Annotated in this window: 13 protein-coding genes; 6 read left to right on the plus strand and 7 right to left on the minus strand. The window is 46.6% G+C overall.

Features of this window, described 5'->3' with window-relative positions; translation table 11 throughout:
• Nucleotides 1-5: 5 nt before the first annotated feature.
• Nucleotides 6-1,430 (minus strand): nicotinate phosphoribosyltransferase, encoded by a 1,425-nt coding sequence (locus QT990_RS01230; protein ID WP_333464822.1) that lies wholly within the window; start codon nucleotides 1,428-1,430, stop codon nucleotides 6-8.
• A gap of 197 nt (nucleotides 1,431-1,627) precedes the next feature.
• Nucleotides 1,628-1,822 (minus strand): hypothetical protein, encoded by a 195-nt coding sequence (locus QT990_RS01235; RefSeq protein ID WP_333307594.1) that lies wholly within the window; start codon nucleotides 1,820-1,822, stop codon nucleotides 1,628-1,630.
• A 108-nt stretch (nucleotides 1,823-1,930) separates the two neighbouring features.
• Here QT990_RS01235 and QT990_RS01240 point away from each other — a divergent pair, with 108 nt between their 5' ends.
• The 4 genes from QT990_RS01240 (at nucleotide 1,931) to QT990_RS01255 (ending at nucleotide 10,704) form a co-directional block, all read left to right on the plus strand.
• On the plus strand, nucleotides 1,931-2,080 hold the full coding sequence (locus QT990_RS01240; RefSeq protein ID WP_333143642.1) for an isochorismate synthase: 150 nt from the start codon (nucleotides 1,931-1,933) through the stop codon (nucleotides 2,078-2,080).
• A 1,082-nt stretch (nucleotides 2,081-3,162) separates the two neighbouring features.
• Nucleotides 3,163-4,950: an NHLP bacteriocin system secretion protein gene (locus QT990_RS01245; protein ID WP_333307597.1), complete on the plus strand. Its 1,788-nt coding sequence runs from the start codon at nucleotides 3,163-3,165 to the stop codon at nucleotides 4,948-4,950.
• 279 nt (nucleotides 4,951-5,229) lie between these two features.
• The gene (locus QT990_RS01250) at nucleotides 5,230-7,440 is read left to right on the plus strand and encodes an NHLP family bacteriocin export ABC transporter peptidase/permease/ATPase subunit (protein ID WP_333307600.1); all 2,211 of its coding nucleotides are present in this window, start codon (nucleotides 5,230-5,232) and stop codon (nucleotides 7,438-7,440) included.
• Nucleotides 7,441-7,734: 294 nt separating this feature from the next.
• Nucleotides 7,735-10,704: an NHLP bacteriocin export ABC transporter permease/ATPase subunit gene (locus QT990_RS01255; protein ID WP_333307603.1), complete on the plus strand. Its 2,970-nt coding sequence runs from the start codon at nucleotides 7,735-7,737 to the stop codon at nucleotides 10,702-10,704.
• A 362-nt stretch (nucleotides 10,705-11,066) separates the two neighbouring features.
• Here the strand turns inward: QT990_RS01255 and QT990_RS01260 are convergent, their stop codons facing one another.
• From QT990_RS01260 to QT990_RS01280, 5 genes are all read right to left on the minus strand, one after another.
• A complete protein-coding gene (locus tag QT990_RS01260; RefSeq protein ID WP_333410086.1) occupies nucleotides 11,067-11,207 on the minus strand; it encodes a hypothetical protein in 141 nt (46 codons plus the stop codon).
• A gap of 146 nt (nucleotides 11,208-11,353) precedes the next feature.
• Nucleotides 11,354-11,614: a hypothetical protein gene (locus tag QT990_RS01265; protein WP_333143637.1), complete on the minus strand. Its 261-nt coding sequence runs from the start codon at nucleotides 11,612-11,614 to the stop codon at nucleotides 11,354-11,356.
• A gap of 64 nt (nucleotides 11,615-11,678) precedes the next feature.
• Nucleotides 11,679-11,912, minus strand: coding sequence for a hypothetical protein (locus tag QT990_RS01270; protein ID WP_333143636.1), 234 nt, complete (start codon nucleotides 11,910-11,912; stop codon nucleotides 11,679-11,681).
• A gap of 76 nt (nucleotides 11,913-11,988) precedes the next feature.
• Nucleotides 11,989-12,228: a hypothetical protein gene (locus tag QT990_RS01275; protein WP_333143635.1), complete on the minus strand. Its 240-nt coding sequence runs from the start codon at nucleotides 12,226-12,228 to the stop codon at nucleotides 11,989-11,991.
• Nucleotides 12,229-12,274: 46 nt separating this feature from the next.
• Entirely contained in the window at nucleotides 12,275-12,679 is a 405-nt protein-coding gene (locus tag QT990_RS01280) for a Nif11-like leader peptide family natural product precursor (protein ID WP_333143634.1), read from the minus strand.
• 465 nt (nucleotides 12,680-13,144) lie between these two features.
• Here QT990_RS01280 and QT990_RS01285 point away from each other — a divergent pair, with 465 nt between their 5' ends.
• Together QT990_RS01285 and QT990_RS01290 are read left to right on the plus strand one after the other, a co-directional pair.
• Nucleotides 13,145-13,534, plus strand: coding sequence for a CVNH domain-containing protein (locus tag QT990_RS01285; RefSeq protein WP_333143633.1), 390 nt, complete (start codon nucleotides 13,145-13,147; stop codon nucleotides 13,532-13,534).
• 309 nt (nucleotides 13,535-13,843) lie between these two features.
• Nucleotides 13,844-14,898 (plus strand): serine/threonine-protein kinase (locus tag QT990_RS01290; RefSeq protein ID WP_333143666.1); only part of this gene is annotated, 1,055 nt, incomplete at its 3' end.

The raw sequence follows: 14,898 nt of genomic DNA on the forward strand, positions 1-14,898 counted from the left end.
AAAATCTAAAATCTAAAATCTAAAATCGATTGACTCTTTTTCGTTTTTTGGGTGAGACTCTGCAAATCTGTAGAAATTTCCACAGGCGGCGAAATCGGGTTGTCAAGTTGGCGAGTTTCGGGGCGCAGACTGGCGACAGAAGCAGCAGTTCGTTTGGCGATATCGTCCAAACTTTCCTGGTTCTGCACTCGTGTGCCGTCCTTTACAACCAACTCCATTAATGGTAAGTAAGAATCGCAATTGTGAATAGTTTCTCCTGACAATCCCAAACAATCTCCGAGAATGTGTCCATTTTCAATATGTCTAAAAATTTGCTTTCTTCCTGGATATGTTACCTTGCCGCTTGCCTCTTTCATCACCGGAATTCCGTCAATTTCCACCAACTTATAAACACCGTTCACAGGGGAACCGCTGACCAACTTCGTTCCCAAACCGTAACCGTCAATGCAAGCGCCGCTACTTTTTAATTTAGCAATTTCTCGATCGTCCAAATCGCCACTAGCAAAAATTGGAACCCCAGGCAGGATCGATCGAACTTCCCGAGACAGCACCGCCAAATCGCCCGAATCCAGCCGCACGCCTTCCAACTGCATTTCACCGCTGTTTACTCGATCGGCCAACATCCGCGCCGCCGCCACAGTATCGTAAGTATCTATCAGCAGTGGCGCCCCCGGAAAATAGCGGTGAAAAGCTGCAAACGCCTGATTCTCGCTGCCTTCGAGGGCGGCAACAGCCATTACCAAAGCATGGGCGATCGTACCTACAGGTTTGCTGCCTAACTTCAAAGCAGCCAAAACATTAGAAGTTCCGTCGAACCCCGCAGCCAGGGCAGCCCTAGCAGCCCATACAGCAGCTTGAGGCCCAAAAGCCCTCCGCGTCCCGAATTCTAGCAATTTAGCCTCCGGGCCCGCCACATCGCGCAGCCGCGCTGCCCGCGTCGCAATCAAAGTTTGATAATTTATGGCATTCAATAAATAAGTTTCCACTAACTGAGCCTGCCACAGAGGAGCCTCAATTCGCAGCAGAGGCTCGTTGGCAAACACCGCCGTCCCCTCCGGCACCGCCCAAACATCGCCAGTAAAGCGGGCTGTGGCGAGTAAAGTCCAAAATCGTTCCGGGGCGCCAGCAAAAATCCCAGTGGACTGCAAAGCCTGAATTTGCGCCGGCGAAAACCGAAATTTTTCCAAATAATCGATAACTTGAGCCAAACCCATCGCGATCGCGTAGCCAAAACCCTCTGGCAGCCTGCGCGCGAACAACTCAAAACTCGCGGCCCGCCCGTCGAGCCCTTCCCCGACATAACAAGCGGCCATCGTTAGCTGGTAGAGATCGGTCAAAAGGCTGTAATCTGCTGAGGAAACCGTCAGTTCCCGGTCTTCTAAGATTTCTTCAAAACCTGTGAGCTGCAGGCTTTCTGTCGCAGTTTCCATAAGAAAAACCCCGGACAAACTTCTTTTTCTTAATTATAGTGACAAATACCATATCTTTTTGTAAACTTTTGATAAAGATTGCAGATATTTGTCGGAAAAATTCGCTGATTATGCCCTTTAATAGCGGATTTCGGTTAATTTGGAGAGTAATATTATGGTAAAACCCATATAAATACTTAATTTAACCAACTCAGGAATTAAGCATAAACACTCAAGCGTTGCGGGTTTTTTGCGAAAATATTTCGTTGCAGCCCTTGAATAGAGTTAGACAACGCGGTTTCTAAGCGTCGGGAGGGCGATCGCGACTGCTTGAGTTGAGCAAGGAAAAATCTACCACCAAAAGGTCGATCGTCCAAAAATGCGTAATTTCTCCAAGCTTCAGCTTGCTTCATTGTTGCAGACCAATAAGTAATTCAAATAAATATTGCTAAAGTCATCCACCGCCCAAAAATCTGAGTAATATTAAAAGTATCAGAACTCAGACAAGAGAGGCAGATTCTATGAATCTTTCTAAATCTTTGGCAAACGCGATGCGTTACGTTTCGGAAGCAGCGGTGCGGATTTTTAGCCCCAGCGATGACAACTATCCCAATAGTGGAGTTCAACCTTTTGAAGGTAAGCTTTCCAAAAGTTCTAAATCCAAAGAATGAACAGCCATTCCCGCCGTTTCTAGCGAGTTCGGCACAGGCATTCAGTTTAACAGTCAACGGTTAACAATTAACTGTTGACTGTTAACTTTTGACTGTTGATTTTGACCGAAAGCATCCAGGATACCCGCCACGTGATTCATTCCTTTGCAGACTCAGGACGGAGAAATCAAAAACCTGTATCCGATAAGCAAGCCCCCGAATTTATCCGTGGGGTCAATGCTTCAATTCTTTAATCTAAAATCGATTGACTGTTAATAGTAATTGTAGGTGCGGTTTCTCTTAGGATCGCGAATTAAATAATTTACACAAGTTTGTGGGTTGGGCGGGACGCCCGCCCTTTCTGGACGGGCGGGCGTCCCGCCCTTTCTGGACGGGCGGGACGCCCATCCCACAAGAACCATCACGCATTGTAAGTTATTTAATTCTCATTCCTTAGTTCTACCCAACCTACAATTACCAATCACCAATTACACTGAACTTCCCCAATAGATAAAAGGTATATTCAGTGTAGAGTAAGCTTTTTAAAGAAAGATTCGGGCGCCCGGTTTACTGCGTATAAGTTAGAGAAACACAAGCAAAACTAGAACCTTTTGTTGCACTGGGGTTGGTTCACTAATTTTATCAAAAATCAAACTATATAGCAATCCTTGCAGGTGTCGTAAATGTTTTACCCACCTCATTGAACAAATCGCACCACATTTTAAGTTGCTACTTCGATACTTTAGAGTAATTCTACCCATTGACCAAAGTGTTTTTAGCTTAACTGGTGACCAATGTGTAGGCCCTGGCTGCGGGCGATACCTAGCCGAAAGTTCGGGTCATTCCCCCGTCTGAAGACTGGCTGTACGCTGGTCTTTTTGTTAGCTGAAAACTCTACTGTTAGTTAGGTCTTACGAGGGTTAATTGTCGTAAAGTGATTTTACAGGCAAGCTGCAAACAGGAGTGAGAACATTCAAGTAATTGCACGGAAGCTTTGAACGTTTGTTGGGAAATTGTTTGTGCCTCAATTGACTTGCAAGGAATTTCCCTTTCAAATACACCCCTGCTTACAGCCGCGATCGCACTCTCGAAAGGAATAGCTGATGCAGGTAAAACAAAACAAACTTTTCACTACTGAAGCGATCGATCGCTTATCTTCACCGGAACGCCTTGACCAAATGATGCAGGTGGTTAGTCCTCGATCGTGGCTGCCACTAACTGCAATTGGCTGTTTAGTTGCTGCTGCGGGGGTTTGGAGTGCGATCGGGCGAATTCCGCTGACTGTTTCCGGTCAAGGCGTGTTGCTTCTGCCCCGCCGAGTCGTGCAATTTCAAGCTGCTAGTTCCGGTCAATTGGTAAAGCTAAATATCAAGCCGGGAGATGTTGTTAAACGGGGTCAGGAAATCGGTAGAATTGATAAACTAGACCTCAAGCAGCAGTTAGAGCAAGAAAAAGCGAAATTAGCCCAACTGCAAGGGCAAAAACAAGATACTAATAAGCTGCAAAAACAGCAAATTGCCCTGGAATTAAAAACGCTAGAACAGCAGCAAAAAGACCTTCAAGAAAGCTTGAATAGGGAGTCAGTTGCACCGATACTGCACCAGCAAAGTATGGCGGCATTAGAGCAAAAACGGCAAAGTTTGGAAGAAAGTTTGCGTCGAGAACAAATTGCGCCGGTACTGCGGCAGCAAACTCTGACAGCCTTAGCAGAAAAACGCCAAAGTTTGGAAGAAAGTTTGCGGCGAGAACAAGTTGCACCGATATTGCGGCAGCAAACTCTGGCCGCGATCGCCAAAAAACGCGAGAGTCTTTTGCAGCGAAAACAGCACATCACTTCTTTGGTGGAAACTTTACAGCAGCGGTTTGAAACTCGCCGCGTTCTTTACGAACAAGAGAGGGCGATCAGCGAGGATGTAATGCTGCAAGCGAGACAGGAATTCGCGGACTCTCAGATGCAACTGGCGGATATTGAAACGCAGTTAAAAGAACTCGACGTTCAGAAAACCAATAGCGATCGCGAATTCCTGCAAAATCTCAATAAAATTGACGACCTCAAAAACAGCCGGCAGCAACTCAAGGTAGAAGCTACCAATACCGAACGGGAGTACCTGCAAAATCTCAACCGCCTTAACGAAATTAAAAACAATCTCCAAGAACTTAAAGTTCAGAAAAGTAACACCGAACGGGAGTACCTGCAAAACCTGAATAAAATTGACGAAATCAAAACTAAGATTAAAGACATGGAAACCCAAGCGGTCAAACTAGCTCAACAAGATTTAGAGAAGTCGATCGCCCAAACAAATCAAATTCAGGAAGTTAAACGCAAGATTGCCCACTTGCAGAATCAGTTGACAGCCGACAGCAAAATTACCAGCCAATACGACGGCCGCGTTTTAGAAGTTAGCGCCGTTGCAGGTCAAATACTGAACATCGGTACAAGGATCGGGACAGTTGAATCTAAAAATTCTCGCGAAAAAATGGTCAGTCTTGTTTATTTTGCTGACAGAGACGGCAAGCAAATTAAACCGGGAATGACCGTACAAGTTACCCCTAGCGTCGTCAAGCGGGAACGCTACGGCGGCATTGTCGGCAAAGTAACCCAAGTTTCTCCTTTTCCGGTTACTAATCAAGATATGTCGTCAATTATCGGCAATGAAAATTTGGCTGACAGCATCGCAAAAAACATAGCTGGTGGCGGTGCTCCCGTGCAAATATTTGTGGAATTGCAACAAGATCCGAACACTATCAGCGGTTACAAATGGTCTTCCTCGAACGGGCCTCCTCTCAAGATTTCCCCCGGTACTACTGCGCTAGTGCGGGTTCAAATCGGGCAGTTAGCGCCGATTTCTTACGTGATTCCTATTTTTCGGTCTTTGACAGGAGTTTATTAATTTAGGACTAAGGCTAACTGTCACACTCCCATCGACTTGTAGGGTGCGTCAGACGAAGTTCTAGAATGATTATCGAGGATTTCGGGTCTAACGCACCTTACTATTAAACCGACCGTCTCTCTTGTTTATATCGAAGTCTAGATCCCCCCTAACCCCCCTTAACAAGGGGGGGACAAGAGCAGTCAAAGTCAACCCCTACTCCCCAACAATCAGGGGGATTTAGGGGGATCTAGACTCGAATACAAGCAAAGTTTATTATGGATTTTAGCCTTATAACAGATGAAAACTCCCTGGATTGACAAGTTTTTTACACCGCGCAAATTAAGGCGAGTTCGTACTCCCACGCTGCTGCAAATGGAAGCAGTAGAATGCGGTGCTGCTGCTTTAGGAATTATTTTAAGTTACTGCGAACACCCAGTACCTTTAGCTCAATTGCGGAGCGAGTGCGGCGTTTCTCGCGATGGCAGTAAAGCTTCTAATATCCTCAAAGCAGCCAGAATTTACGGCTTAGATGCTAAAGGGTTTAAAAAAACTGTCGAAGAGTTGAAAACTGTACCGCCGCCTTTTATTGTTTTTTGGAATTTCAATCACTTTTTGGTAGTTGAGGGTATTAAGAAAAAGCGCGTTTACCTCAACGACCCCGCATCGGGGCCGAGGACTGTTTCCCTAGAAGAATTTAAGTCGGCTTATACTGGCGTTGTTTTGACTTTTGAGCCGGGGCCTGAGTTTAAAAAGGGCGGGAAAAAACCGAGTATTGCCAGTGCTTTAGATTCCCGATTGCAAAGTTCCCGTTGGGCGATCGCATTTTGTTTAATTGCTGGTTTATTACTGACTGTTCCCCGTTTGGCTGGCGCGGCATTTACCCAAATTTTTGTGGATGAAATTCTCGTCGAAAACCGTCACGAGTGGCTGCGACCTTTAATATTAGGAATGTTGTTTGCCGCTGCTATTCAAGGGTTGCTAGCGCGGATGCGGCTTTTCTATTTGCGGCGGCTGGCAAACAAGCTTGCGATTTCGATGTCGGGACAGTTTGTCTGGCATACGTTGCGCTTGCCTGTGGGATTTTACGCCCAGCGGTTTGCAGGTGAAATTAGCAGCCGCTGCCAAGTTAATGATAAGGTTGCTGAAATTTTATCGGGGAAACTTGCTGCAACTGCGATCGACGCAGTGATGATGGTTTTCTATGCGATAATTATGGTTATGTACGACTGGGTATTGACCAGTGTTGCCGCTGTTTTTGCGGCCTTAAACTTTCTGGCACTGCAATCTTTATCCCGCAGTCGCGTCGATGCTAACACCAGATTAGCTCAGGAAACAGGTAAGGTTGGCGGTGCTGCAATCGCAGGCATTCAATCTATAGAAACTGTCAAAGCTAGCGGTTTAGAATTCGATTTATTTTCTAAGTTTGCCGGGTACTATGCCAAAATGAGCAACGCCCAGCAAGAATTGGCTTTGCCCACTCAAGTATTGTCAATATTACCAGCATTTTTAACGGCATTAGCTGCAACTGCTATCTTAGTTGTCGGCGGCTTGCGGGTGATGAACGGCGGTTTGAGTATCGGGATGTTAATTGCCTATCAAAGTCTCACTCAGCAATTCCTCCGACCCGTCAACAATCTAGTCAATTTTGGCAGCACTCTGCAAGAATTAGAAGCCGATTTAAGCCGACTTGATGACGTTCTGCAAAACCCGATCGACCCCGAAACAGACCGCGATTCTTTTAATAGTAAAAACTGTCGCATCGCCCTTGCACCAGATTCTTTTCACCTGCAAGGAAGCATTGAATTGCGCGGTGTCAGTTTTGGCTACAGCCGCTTGGAAGCGCCGCTAATTGACAACTTGAACTTAACCGTAAAACCTGGTCAGCGGGTAGCGTTAGTGGGGGGAAGCGGTTCGGGCAAATCTACTATTGCCAAACTTGTGACCGGGCTTTACGAACCAATGAATGGCGAAATTTTATTTGACGGGGTTCCCCGCAATTTGATTCCCCGTTCTATCCTAGCAAATTCGCTGGCAATGGTCGAACAAGAGATATTTCTATTTGCCGGAACAGTTCGGGAAAATCTCACGCTTTGGGACCCGACAGTACCGGAAGCAGATTTAGTGCAAGCGTGCATTGATGCGGCAATTCACGAACTTATCTTGAATATGCCGGGAGGATACGATGCTCAACTCAATGAAGGGGGGACAAATATGAGCGGCGGACAGCGACAGCGCTTGGAAATTGCCAGGGCATTAGTGAGGAATCCAGCGGTGTTGGTGCTGGATGAAGCAACGAGTGCTCTGGATGCTGAAACAGAGTTAATTATCGATCGCAATTTGAGGCGTCGCGGTACTTCTTGTATTGTGGTTGCTCACCGTTTGAGTACGATTCGAGATTGCGATGAAATTATTATGCTCGCAGGGGGGAAAGTAGTTCAAAGAGGCACTCATGAGGAGTTGCAAAAGCTGGGAGGGCCTTATGCTCGTTTGGTTGGGAATGAACAATAAACAGCAGAAATACAGTAGCCAACCCGGTAGTCCGCCAGGGAATGAATTCCCTGTCTAATAGCTAAAGTCCTCTGAAGAGGACTGAAATGAGCGATGGTTTGATTGGGCTATTCAGTGTTGGCTATAGAGTCTTAGCTATTCAGTCGGTTAAAACCGACTTTAGCTATGAGACGGGGATTTTAATCACTCCTAGGATCTGTGGATTAGCCCGATCGATACGATCGCACTGTCTTCTTTGAGGCAAGGCTTTAAACCCCTGCCGGACTTGATATTACTACTCGCAAATTACTAGCTATGCTCGATCTAAATCCTGTTAAGAAACTGCACCGAATTAAAGGAAATGAACCGCTGCTGCTGAATGACCCGCATCAGGTATGGATTGTTAAGTCGGGCGCGATCGCAGTGTTTGCAGCCAAGATACAAAGTGAGAAGCCTGCGGGCAACCGCCATTATCTGTTCGGCGTCGGTGCCGGCGAGGCTTTGTTCGGCGCTGCTACCCCCCCCAACCAGGGCGGGCACGGGGGCACCGCCCCTACAAGGGGGGGAGAAAATTTAAAACCAGGTTGGGGACTTCTGGCGATCGCGATCGCCGAAACGGAACTGGAACCGATCGCGATCGCAGATTGTGCCGCTTTAGTTGCTGCTGGTGACAGCAAAACGCGATCGCTTGTGGAAGGGTGGATACAGCATTTGGGAGAACGAGTGATTCCCTACGGGATAGCTGCGCTTCACGCCCCGGAGGAAAAAGTTGCCCCAGAAACTGCGGTTGTCGCAGCAGCCTCGCAGCAGATATCGCTACTTCCCGGTCAAATTCTGCGATCGCCGCCGGAAACAGTTGTCTGGGTGCGCGTCTCGTCGGGCGATGCGAGTGTCGGGGAATTGCAGTTAAATTCCGCTTCCCCAGCATTTCCTTTGGCTGGGAATATGCTACTGGTGGCATCCGGGGAAGTTGAGGTGCAAATTTTCTCAACAGCAGAGGTGGAAAATGCCGACTGGCTGCCCGCGAGTTTAGCTTTGCTGCACGAGTATTTTTGCTGCTGCTTGAACTTGCTGGTTTCCCAGCAAAAAGCAGAGGACTTCCGCCGCTTTCAGGAACGCGAACAGCTAAACCGCCAAGTAACTCAGACAGCTTTGGGAGATTTAACCGAGGTTTTGCATCCCCGGAAAACTGCCTTGTCTGAGGAAGGAACGCCGCTGTTAATCGCTGCTGGGGCTGTAGGTAAGGCACAAAGTATAACCGTCAATCCCCCGGCGGGTTCCGAAGATTTGAGTCGAGTTAAAGATCCGATGGAGGCGATCGCGCGATCGTCCCAATTTCGCACCCGCCACGTGCTGCTGGCTGGGGATTGGTGGCGGCAAAACTGCGGCCCGCTATTGGCTTATACAAAGTCCGAAAATCGACCTGTAGCTTTGCTGCCCGGTAAGGGATCTCGCTATACTTTGTTCGATCCGATCGACCGCACTCGCAAACGGGTAACTAAAGCAATCGCCCAAGAGTTGTCGTCAGAAACTCTCATGTTTTACCGGCCCCTGCCGCTATTGCTTCACAACGCTGCGGAACTGTTTCGCTTCGGGACGAAGGGCTACGAAAAAGACATGATCGTTGCTTTCGGGCTGGGGATATTGGGAACGCTGCTGGGGATGGTGACGCCGCAAGCTACCTCGATTTTGGTCAATGATGCTATTCCTGACAGCGATCGTTTGTTACTGTGGCAGTTAGGGCTGGTATTGTTAGTTGCGGCGATCGGACGGGCTGTATTTAGCATGGCCCAAACAATTCTGACGCTGCGGATCGAAAATGCTGCCAGCGGCACTCTCCAGCCGGCAGTTTGGGATCGATTGCTGAGATTAAAACCGGCATTTTTTCGCAGCTATTCCTCTGGCGACTTGCTGACTCGCTTATTAGCAGTTAATCAAATTCGCGCCCAACTCAGCGGCGCGACGCAGCGGACACTTTTGAGCGCCATATTTTCCCTGCTGAATTTGGGGCTGATGTTTGTTTACAGCCTGCCGCTGACTTTAGTCGGAATTGGCTTAACTTTTCTGGCGGTTATAGTAACAGTCACATCGAGCTTGCTCTTAATCCCAAAAGAGCGGCAGATGGAAACAGGAGAAGGCGACATTAACGGGCTGACAGTAGAACTAATTAACGGAGTATCAAAGCTGCGGGTAGCTGCAGCAGAAGGGCGAGCCTTTGCAGCTTGGGCGAAAAAATACAGCAAACAAATTAAATTAAGAACTGGCATTAAACGAATTGACGACAGCGTTTCTGTATTTAACGAAGCGCTGCCGTTAGTTAGTTCTATTCTGATGTTTTGGTTTGCAATTGTGTTCATGCAAACCTCTCAAACAGAAGGCAGCGGACTGAATATGGGGACGTTTCTCGCTTTTAATTCCGCCTTCGGAACCTTTCTTTCCGGCGTCACAGATTTGAGCAATACCCTAACTGATATTTTAGGAATTGTACCGCTGTGGGAGCGAGCCAAACCGATCGTCCAGGGAATCCCGGAATCTGACCCGACAAAAGCCGATCCGGGGCGCTTAAAAGGTCAAATTACTGTCGATAGGGCAACTTTCCGCTACCGGGAGGACGGGCCCCCAATTTTAGATGATGTCAGCATCAATATTCAACCGGGAGAATTTATCGCGATCGTCGGGCCGTCGGGTAGCGGTAAATCAACATTATTTCGGCTGTTATTGGGATTTGAAATAGCACAAAGTGGCACTGTTTATTACGACAATCAAGATTTAGCAGGCCTCGACGTTCAAGCTGTGCGGCGGCAGTTAGGAGTAGTGCTGCAAAACGGCAGAATTAATGCTGGTTCGATGTTTGACAATATTACCTGCGGGGCGATGGTAACGCAGGAGGAAGCTTGGGAAGCGGCGCAAATGGCCGGTTTAGCCGCCGATATCGAACAAATGCCGATGGGAATGCACACGGTTGTCAGCGAGGGAGGCACGAATCTTTCGGGAGGACAGCGGCAGAGATTGTTAATTGCGCGCGCAATGGTTGTCAAACCAAAGGTTATCCTGATGGATGAAGCTACGAGTGCTTTGGATAACCGCACCCAGGCGATCGTTACTGAGAGTTTGGATAAGTTAAATGTGACGCGAGTTGTCATCGCCCACCGCCTGAGTACGATTCGCAATGCCGATCGTATTTATGTAATTGAAGCCGGCCGCTTGGTGGAATTTGGTTCCTTTGAGGAATTGGTAAAACAGGGAGGATTATTTGCTAGATTAGTGGCGCGGCAGATAGAGTAATGTAAACGCGATTTCACAAACCCGTAGGGGCGGGTTCACCAACAATCTCTGGCAAAAATATACAATTTCGTAAACCCGCCCTACCCACCAACAATACAAATGTACCGCTAATTTACGGGGTAAAATGTTGATGTAAATCCAACCCGTAGGGGCGGGTTCACCAACAATATCTGGCAAAAATCGACAATCTCGTAAACCCGCCCCCACCCCACCAACAATACCAATGTACCGCTAATTTATTGGGAAAATGTTGATGTAAATCAAGGCGGGGGAGGGCGGGTTTATGGGATTGTTCGATCGGTCCGAGAGATTTCGGTGAACCCGCCCCTACAGCCATCACTATGAATCGAGCCAAATTAGGCTTATTCTTTTGTTACCAAATCGGGCAACCACAACAAAATTAGCAATAGCAAGCAGGCGATAACTAAGCCAACGCTAAATATTGTAGCGTTACTCATATCGGGGGCTTGCTGCATCAGGTATAGTGGCTGTATTGCATTCATATTTTCTGTAGATTTGGATTGTTGTATTTGTCATTTTGTAACAAAAAAGCAATCGCAGAGTATACGATTGCTTTGCGAATTTTAGCCTCATCGATCGCGTTACAGTTGGCAATTACAAGTGGCTCATTACAAGCAACTCATTTCTTCTATCCGCGATCGAAATTCCTTAATGCTTCAAAGAATTCCATACTGATAGCGGGGCCTTTAAAATGAGGTCGGGGACTGTTGCTTGTGACCACAGGCATACCGGCAGCCCGAGCGCGATCGGCCATATTAGAATGACCACCCGCGATCGCTTCGAGATCCAAGTCGTTCAATTCTCGATCGGTTGAATTTCCCAATTCGGATGCTGTGAGTTTGGACGACTCGGACGGTAATTCTTGCAAAAAGTGATTGTTGCTTTCCATCAGATGTTTTCTCCTTGGATGTTTAAACTCAGCAGAAGCGCGATCGCTTCTAGTTACAAGCAGCTCATATCTTCCGTCCCAAATAGGACAGCGTTTCTTCAGTTATTTGGAAGACCGGACCCATACGCAACAAAAAGTCGGGCTTTGGACCGCTGGCTGTGATAGTACGGATACCGCCTGCGATCGCATCTAATTCCGTATCATTCAATTCTTGATTAGTTGAGTTATCCGGTGCGGATGCTGTGATTGCGGACGACTCGGAGGGTACTTCTTGCAAAAATCGATTGTTGCTTTCCATCAGATGTTTTCTCCTTCGATAATTAGTGAAATTTGCTTCCAAAAGCGATCGAACCAACTCCTAGCAAAGTTGGCTGCTATCCAGCCTTTTTACCCGCTATGTGGCTAGCAAAATCGCTAGCAAAATCCTCGGTCGAAATTCTCTCGGTCGGACCGTACCACTGGAGCCTACTCCAATTGAAAAACGTAAGACCGCCTGCGATCGCATCTAATTCCGTATCGTCCAATTCTTCAGCAACAGGATTGGCTGGCGACTGTTGCTGTTGTACGGCAGAATCTCGATCGACTTCTTGGCAAAACTGATTAGTGCTGTCCATCTGATTGCTCCTTTTGATTTCGGTGTTGTATTAAGACAAAGATTACCTACGGTGTTGGAGTCGCCGCACCGACTACAGCTCCAGAAATAGCTCCTTTTGCGGATTCCTTAAAGGGGTCTTCTCCTGCGAAAAGACCGCCGAGAAATCCACCTAGAGCACCTAGAACTGCTCCTATACCAGCTCCGATAACTCCTGCGCCAGCAACAGCCTCCAATTCACTGTCAGACAACTCGCCTGAAGTATCTGACTGGCTCTGATGCTGAGCAGTCACCGACTCCAGCCACTCAGAAACCTCTGTTGAGGAGAAACTGTAGCTTTTTTCTTTGCCCAGGGCTACCGCTTTATTCACTAAGCTTTCCCGATCCGTTACCGATTGGAACTGTAGCTGGAGTTCTGGATCTTGCGAGACTTCTTGAAAAAAATGATTGACGCTTTCAAATTCAAAAGACATGAGATTTGCTCCTAATTGAATTGTTAAGGAAGTAACTCCTTATTTGTTTTTTCCAGCTAGGCTAGTGCTGGCCTATGCGTAAATTTAGTTTAGGAAATTACCCAGCTAAAGTAGCTAGCTCCAAGTTTAGTTTTGAACCTATAAAAACAACAGAGCTTTAACTCACCTTTAGTTGAGGAGATTACCTGAACTTTTGGTTAGGTATCGAATATTCCACGGAACTATAGACTGGTAATACTCCGTTTCTGTGCAATGAGTAAAGCCTGCGTTCCATACCTCCGTAAGTCTTGTATAAGCAATGACAGCCTATATTTGAGGGCGACATCCAGCCAAAAGTTTAGGATTTTACCTCACAGAGGCTGAGTCGCCAACTGACTATTTGGCTAAGTTCATACTCAACTAAAAGCTAGAAGGTTTTTAGGGTTATTATCTTACGCTAAAAATAGTAAATCAACAAAAAAAACCATGAAATTCATTAAATTGTTTGGAGTGTCGGCTTCAATCGTACTATCGTTCTCCATCTTTCAGCAGCCGACCCATGCTCAAAAAGCAAGTACCTTTGCTACCAGTTGCACGGATTTTTCAATCAATGGCGCTCAATTATCTGCAACTTGTGACAAAAAAGATGGCACTAATCAGCGCACTTCCATTACCATTCAAGGAGTTCATAATAAAAATGGACAACTGGTACAAGGCAATATTGGGGAAGCAAGTACGTTCAACCGAACTTGCACAGACTTCGGTATTAATGGATCTCAAATTTCTGCCAATTGCCGCACATCTAGCGGTGATTATCGGCATTCTTCTGTCACATTACTGGGAATTAATAATAACGATGGCAAGCTAATGTATTAATTATAGGAGGATTGAGCGTTTCTAAAGTCCGATCGGCAATTGTGAAAGTCCTAACCCAAGAGTCGTATAAACAAAGGGCGATCGAGATGCAAGAGGCGATCGGGCGGAGTCAAGCGCGCCGCTGACATTATCGAACAAGCTGTATTGACTGGGAAGCCTGTTTTGGCTTCTAAAATCTAAAATCTCAGATGTGGAGTCAAATCTAAAATCTAAAATCTAACATCTAAAATCGACTGATGGCTCACGCACATCTGGTGTGAGGAGCAAATTTATGCTATGTTCGACTGCAAAGTTGACCGCAGGCTGAATATGCTCACTTTTCCTGGCGTTGAAGTCACAGAACTCATCTACGAAAGCGCAAACTCCCTAGTTTACCGAGCATTCCGACAACCCGACTGTCTCCCCGTCGTGATCAAAGTCCTTAAAGAAAATTATCCCACACCCCAAGAACTCGCCCGCTATCGCACAGAGTATAAAATTACACAATCTCTGAATCTGAGTGGCTGTATCAAAGCCTATGATTTGCAGCCATATCAAAACACGCTGGTGATGTTTGTTGAGGATTTTGGCGGCGAATCCTTGAAAATTTGGATGCAGCAGCAAAAATTTAGTATTGCAGAATTCTTGCGAATTGCGATCGCCACAACAGAAGGTTTACAACAAATTCACAGCGCCCACATCATTCACAAAGACATTAACCCTTCAAATATTGTCTTCAATCCAGCTAACGGACAACTCAAAATCATCGATTTTGGCATTTCTACGCAGTTGACGCGCGAGAATTACACCATCAAAAATCCCAACATTTTAGAGGGAACTCTTGCTTATATGTCGCCGGAACAAACCGGCAGGATGAACCGAAGTTTAGATTACCGCACGGATTTTTATTCCCTGGGCGCTACCTTTTACGAACTGCTGACATACCAACTGCCTTTTGACACTAACGATGTGCTGGAATTAGTACACAGTCATCTCGCTAAACAGCCCTTGTCTCCATCTCAGGTGAATCCTGAAATTCCGCAAATTCTTTCCGATATTGTGATGAAGTTGATGGGGAAAAATGCTGAGGAGCGCTATCAAAGTGCGATCGGCATTAAAGCGGATTTAGAAGAATGCTTAAATCAACTGCACAGCAATAACAATATATCCTTTTTTTCGCTAGGATGTCAAGATATTTCTGATCGCTTTCAAATTCCGCAAAAACTTTATGGCAGAGAGCGAGAAATTGATAGTTTACTAACAGCTTTTGAAACAGTCAGCAGTCACAGGCAAGATGCCTGTGCCACAAGCAGTCACAGGCAAGATGCCTGTGCCACAAGCAGTCACAGGCAAGATGCCTGTGCCACAAGCAGTCACAGGCAAGA

It is taken from the genome of Microcoleus sp. T3_B1, from assembly GCF_036700445.1.
In the GTDB taxonomy this organism is placed as follows: domain Bacteria; phylum Cyanobacteriota; class Cyanobacteriia; order Cyanobacteriales; family Microcoleaceae; genus Microcoleus.

Excerpts from the sequence above, each read along its gene's own strand:
- QT990_RS01230 (WP_333464822.1), bottom strand. The coding sequence starts at position 1,430 with ATGGAAACTGCGACAGAAAGCCTGCAGCTCACAGGTTTTGAAGAAATC.
- QT990_RS01235 (WP_333307594.1), bottom strand. The coding sequence starts at position 1,822 with ATGAAGCAAGCTGAAGCTTGGAGAAATTACGCATTTTTGGACGATCGA.
- QT990_RS01240 (WP_333143642.1), top strand. The coding sequence starts at position 1,931 with ATGAATCTTTCTAAATCTTTGGCAAACGCGATGCGTTACGTTTCGGAA.
- QT990_RS01245 (WP_333307597.1), top strand. The coding sequence starts at position 3,163 with ATGCAGGTAAAACAAAACAAACTTTTCACTACTGAAGCGATCGATCGC.
- QT990_RS01250 (WP_333307600.1), top strand. The coding sequence starts at position 5,230 with ATGAAAACTCCCTGGATTGACAAGTTTTTTACACCGCGCAAATTAAGG.
- QT990_RS01255 (WP_333307603.1), top strand. The coding sequence starts at position 7,735 with ATGCTCGATCTAAATCCTGTTAAGAAACTGCACCGAATTAAAGGAAAT.
- QT990_RS01260 (WP_333410086.1), bottom strand. The coding sequence starts at position 11,207 with ATGAATGCAATACAGCCACTATACCTGATGCAGCAAGCCCCCGATATG.
- QT990_RS01265 (WP_333143637.1), bottom strand. The coding sequence starts at position 11,614 with ATGGAAAGCAACAATCACTTTTTGCAAGAATTACCGTCCGAGTCGTCC.
- QT990_RS01270 (WP_333143636.1), bottom strand. The coding sequence starts at position 11,912 with ATGGAAAGCAACAATCGATTTTTGCAAGAAGTACCCTCCGAGTCGTCC.
- QT990_RS01275 (WP_333143635.1), bottom strand. The coding sequence starts at position 12,228 with ATGGACAGCACTAATCAGTTTTGCCAAGAAGTCGATCGAGATTCTGCC.
- QT990_RS01280 (WP_333143634.1), bottom strand. The coding sequence starts at position 12,679 with ATGTCTTTTGAATTTGAAAGCGTCAATCATTTTTTTCAAGAAGTCTCG.
- QT990_RS01285 (WP_333143633.1), top strand. The coding sequence starts at position 13,145 with ATGAAATTCATTAAATTGTTTGGAGTGTCGGCTTCAATCGTACTATCG.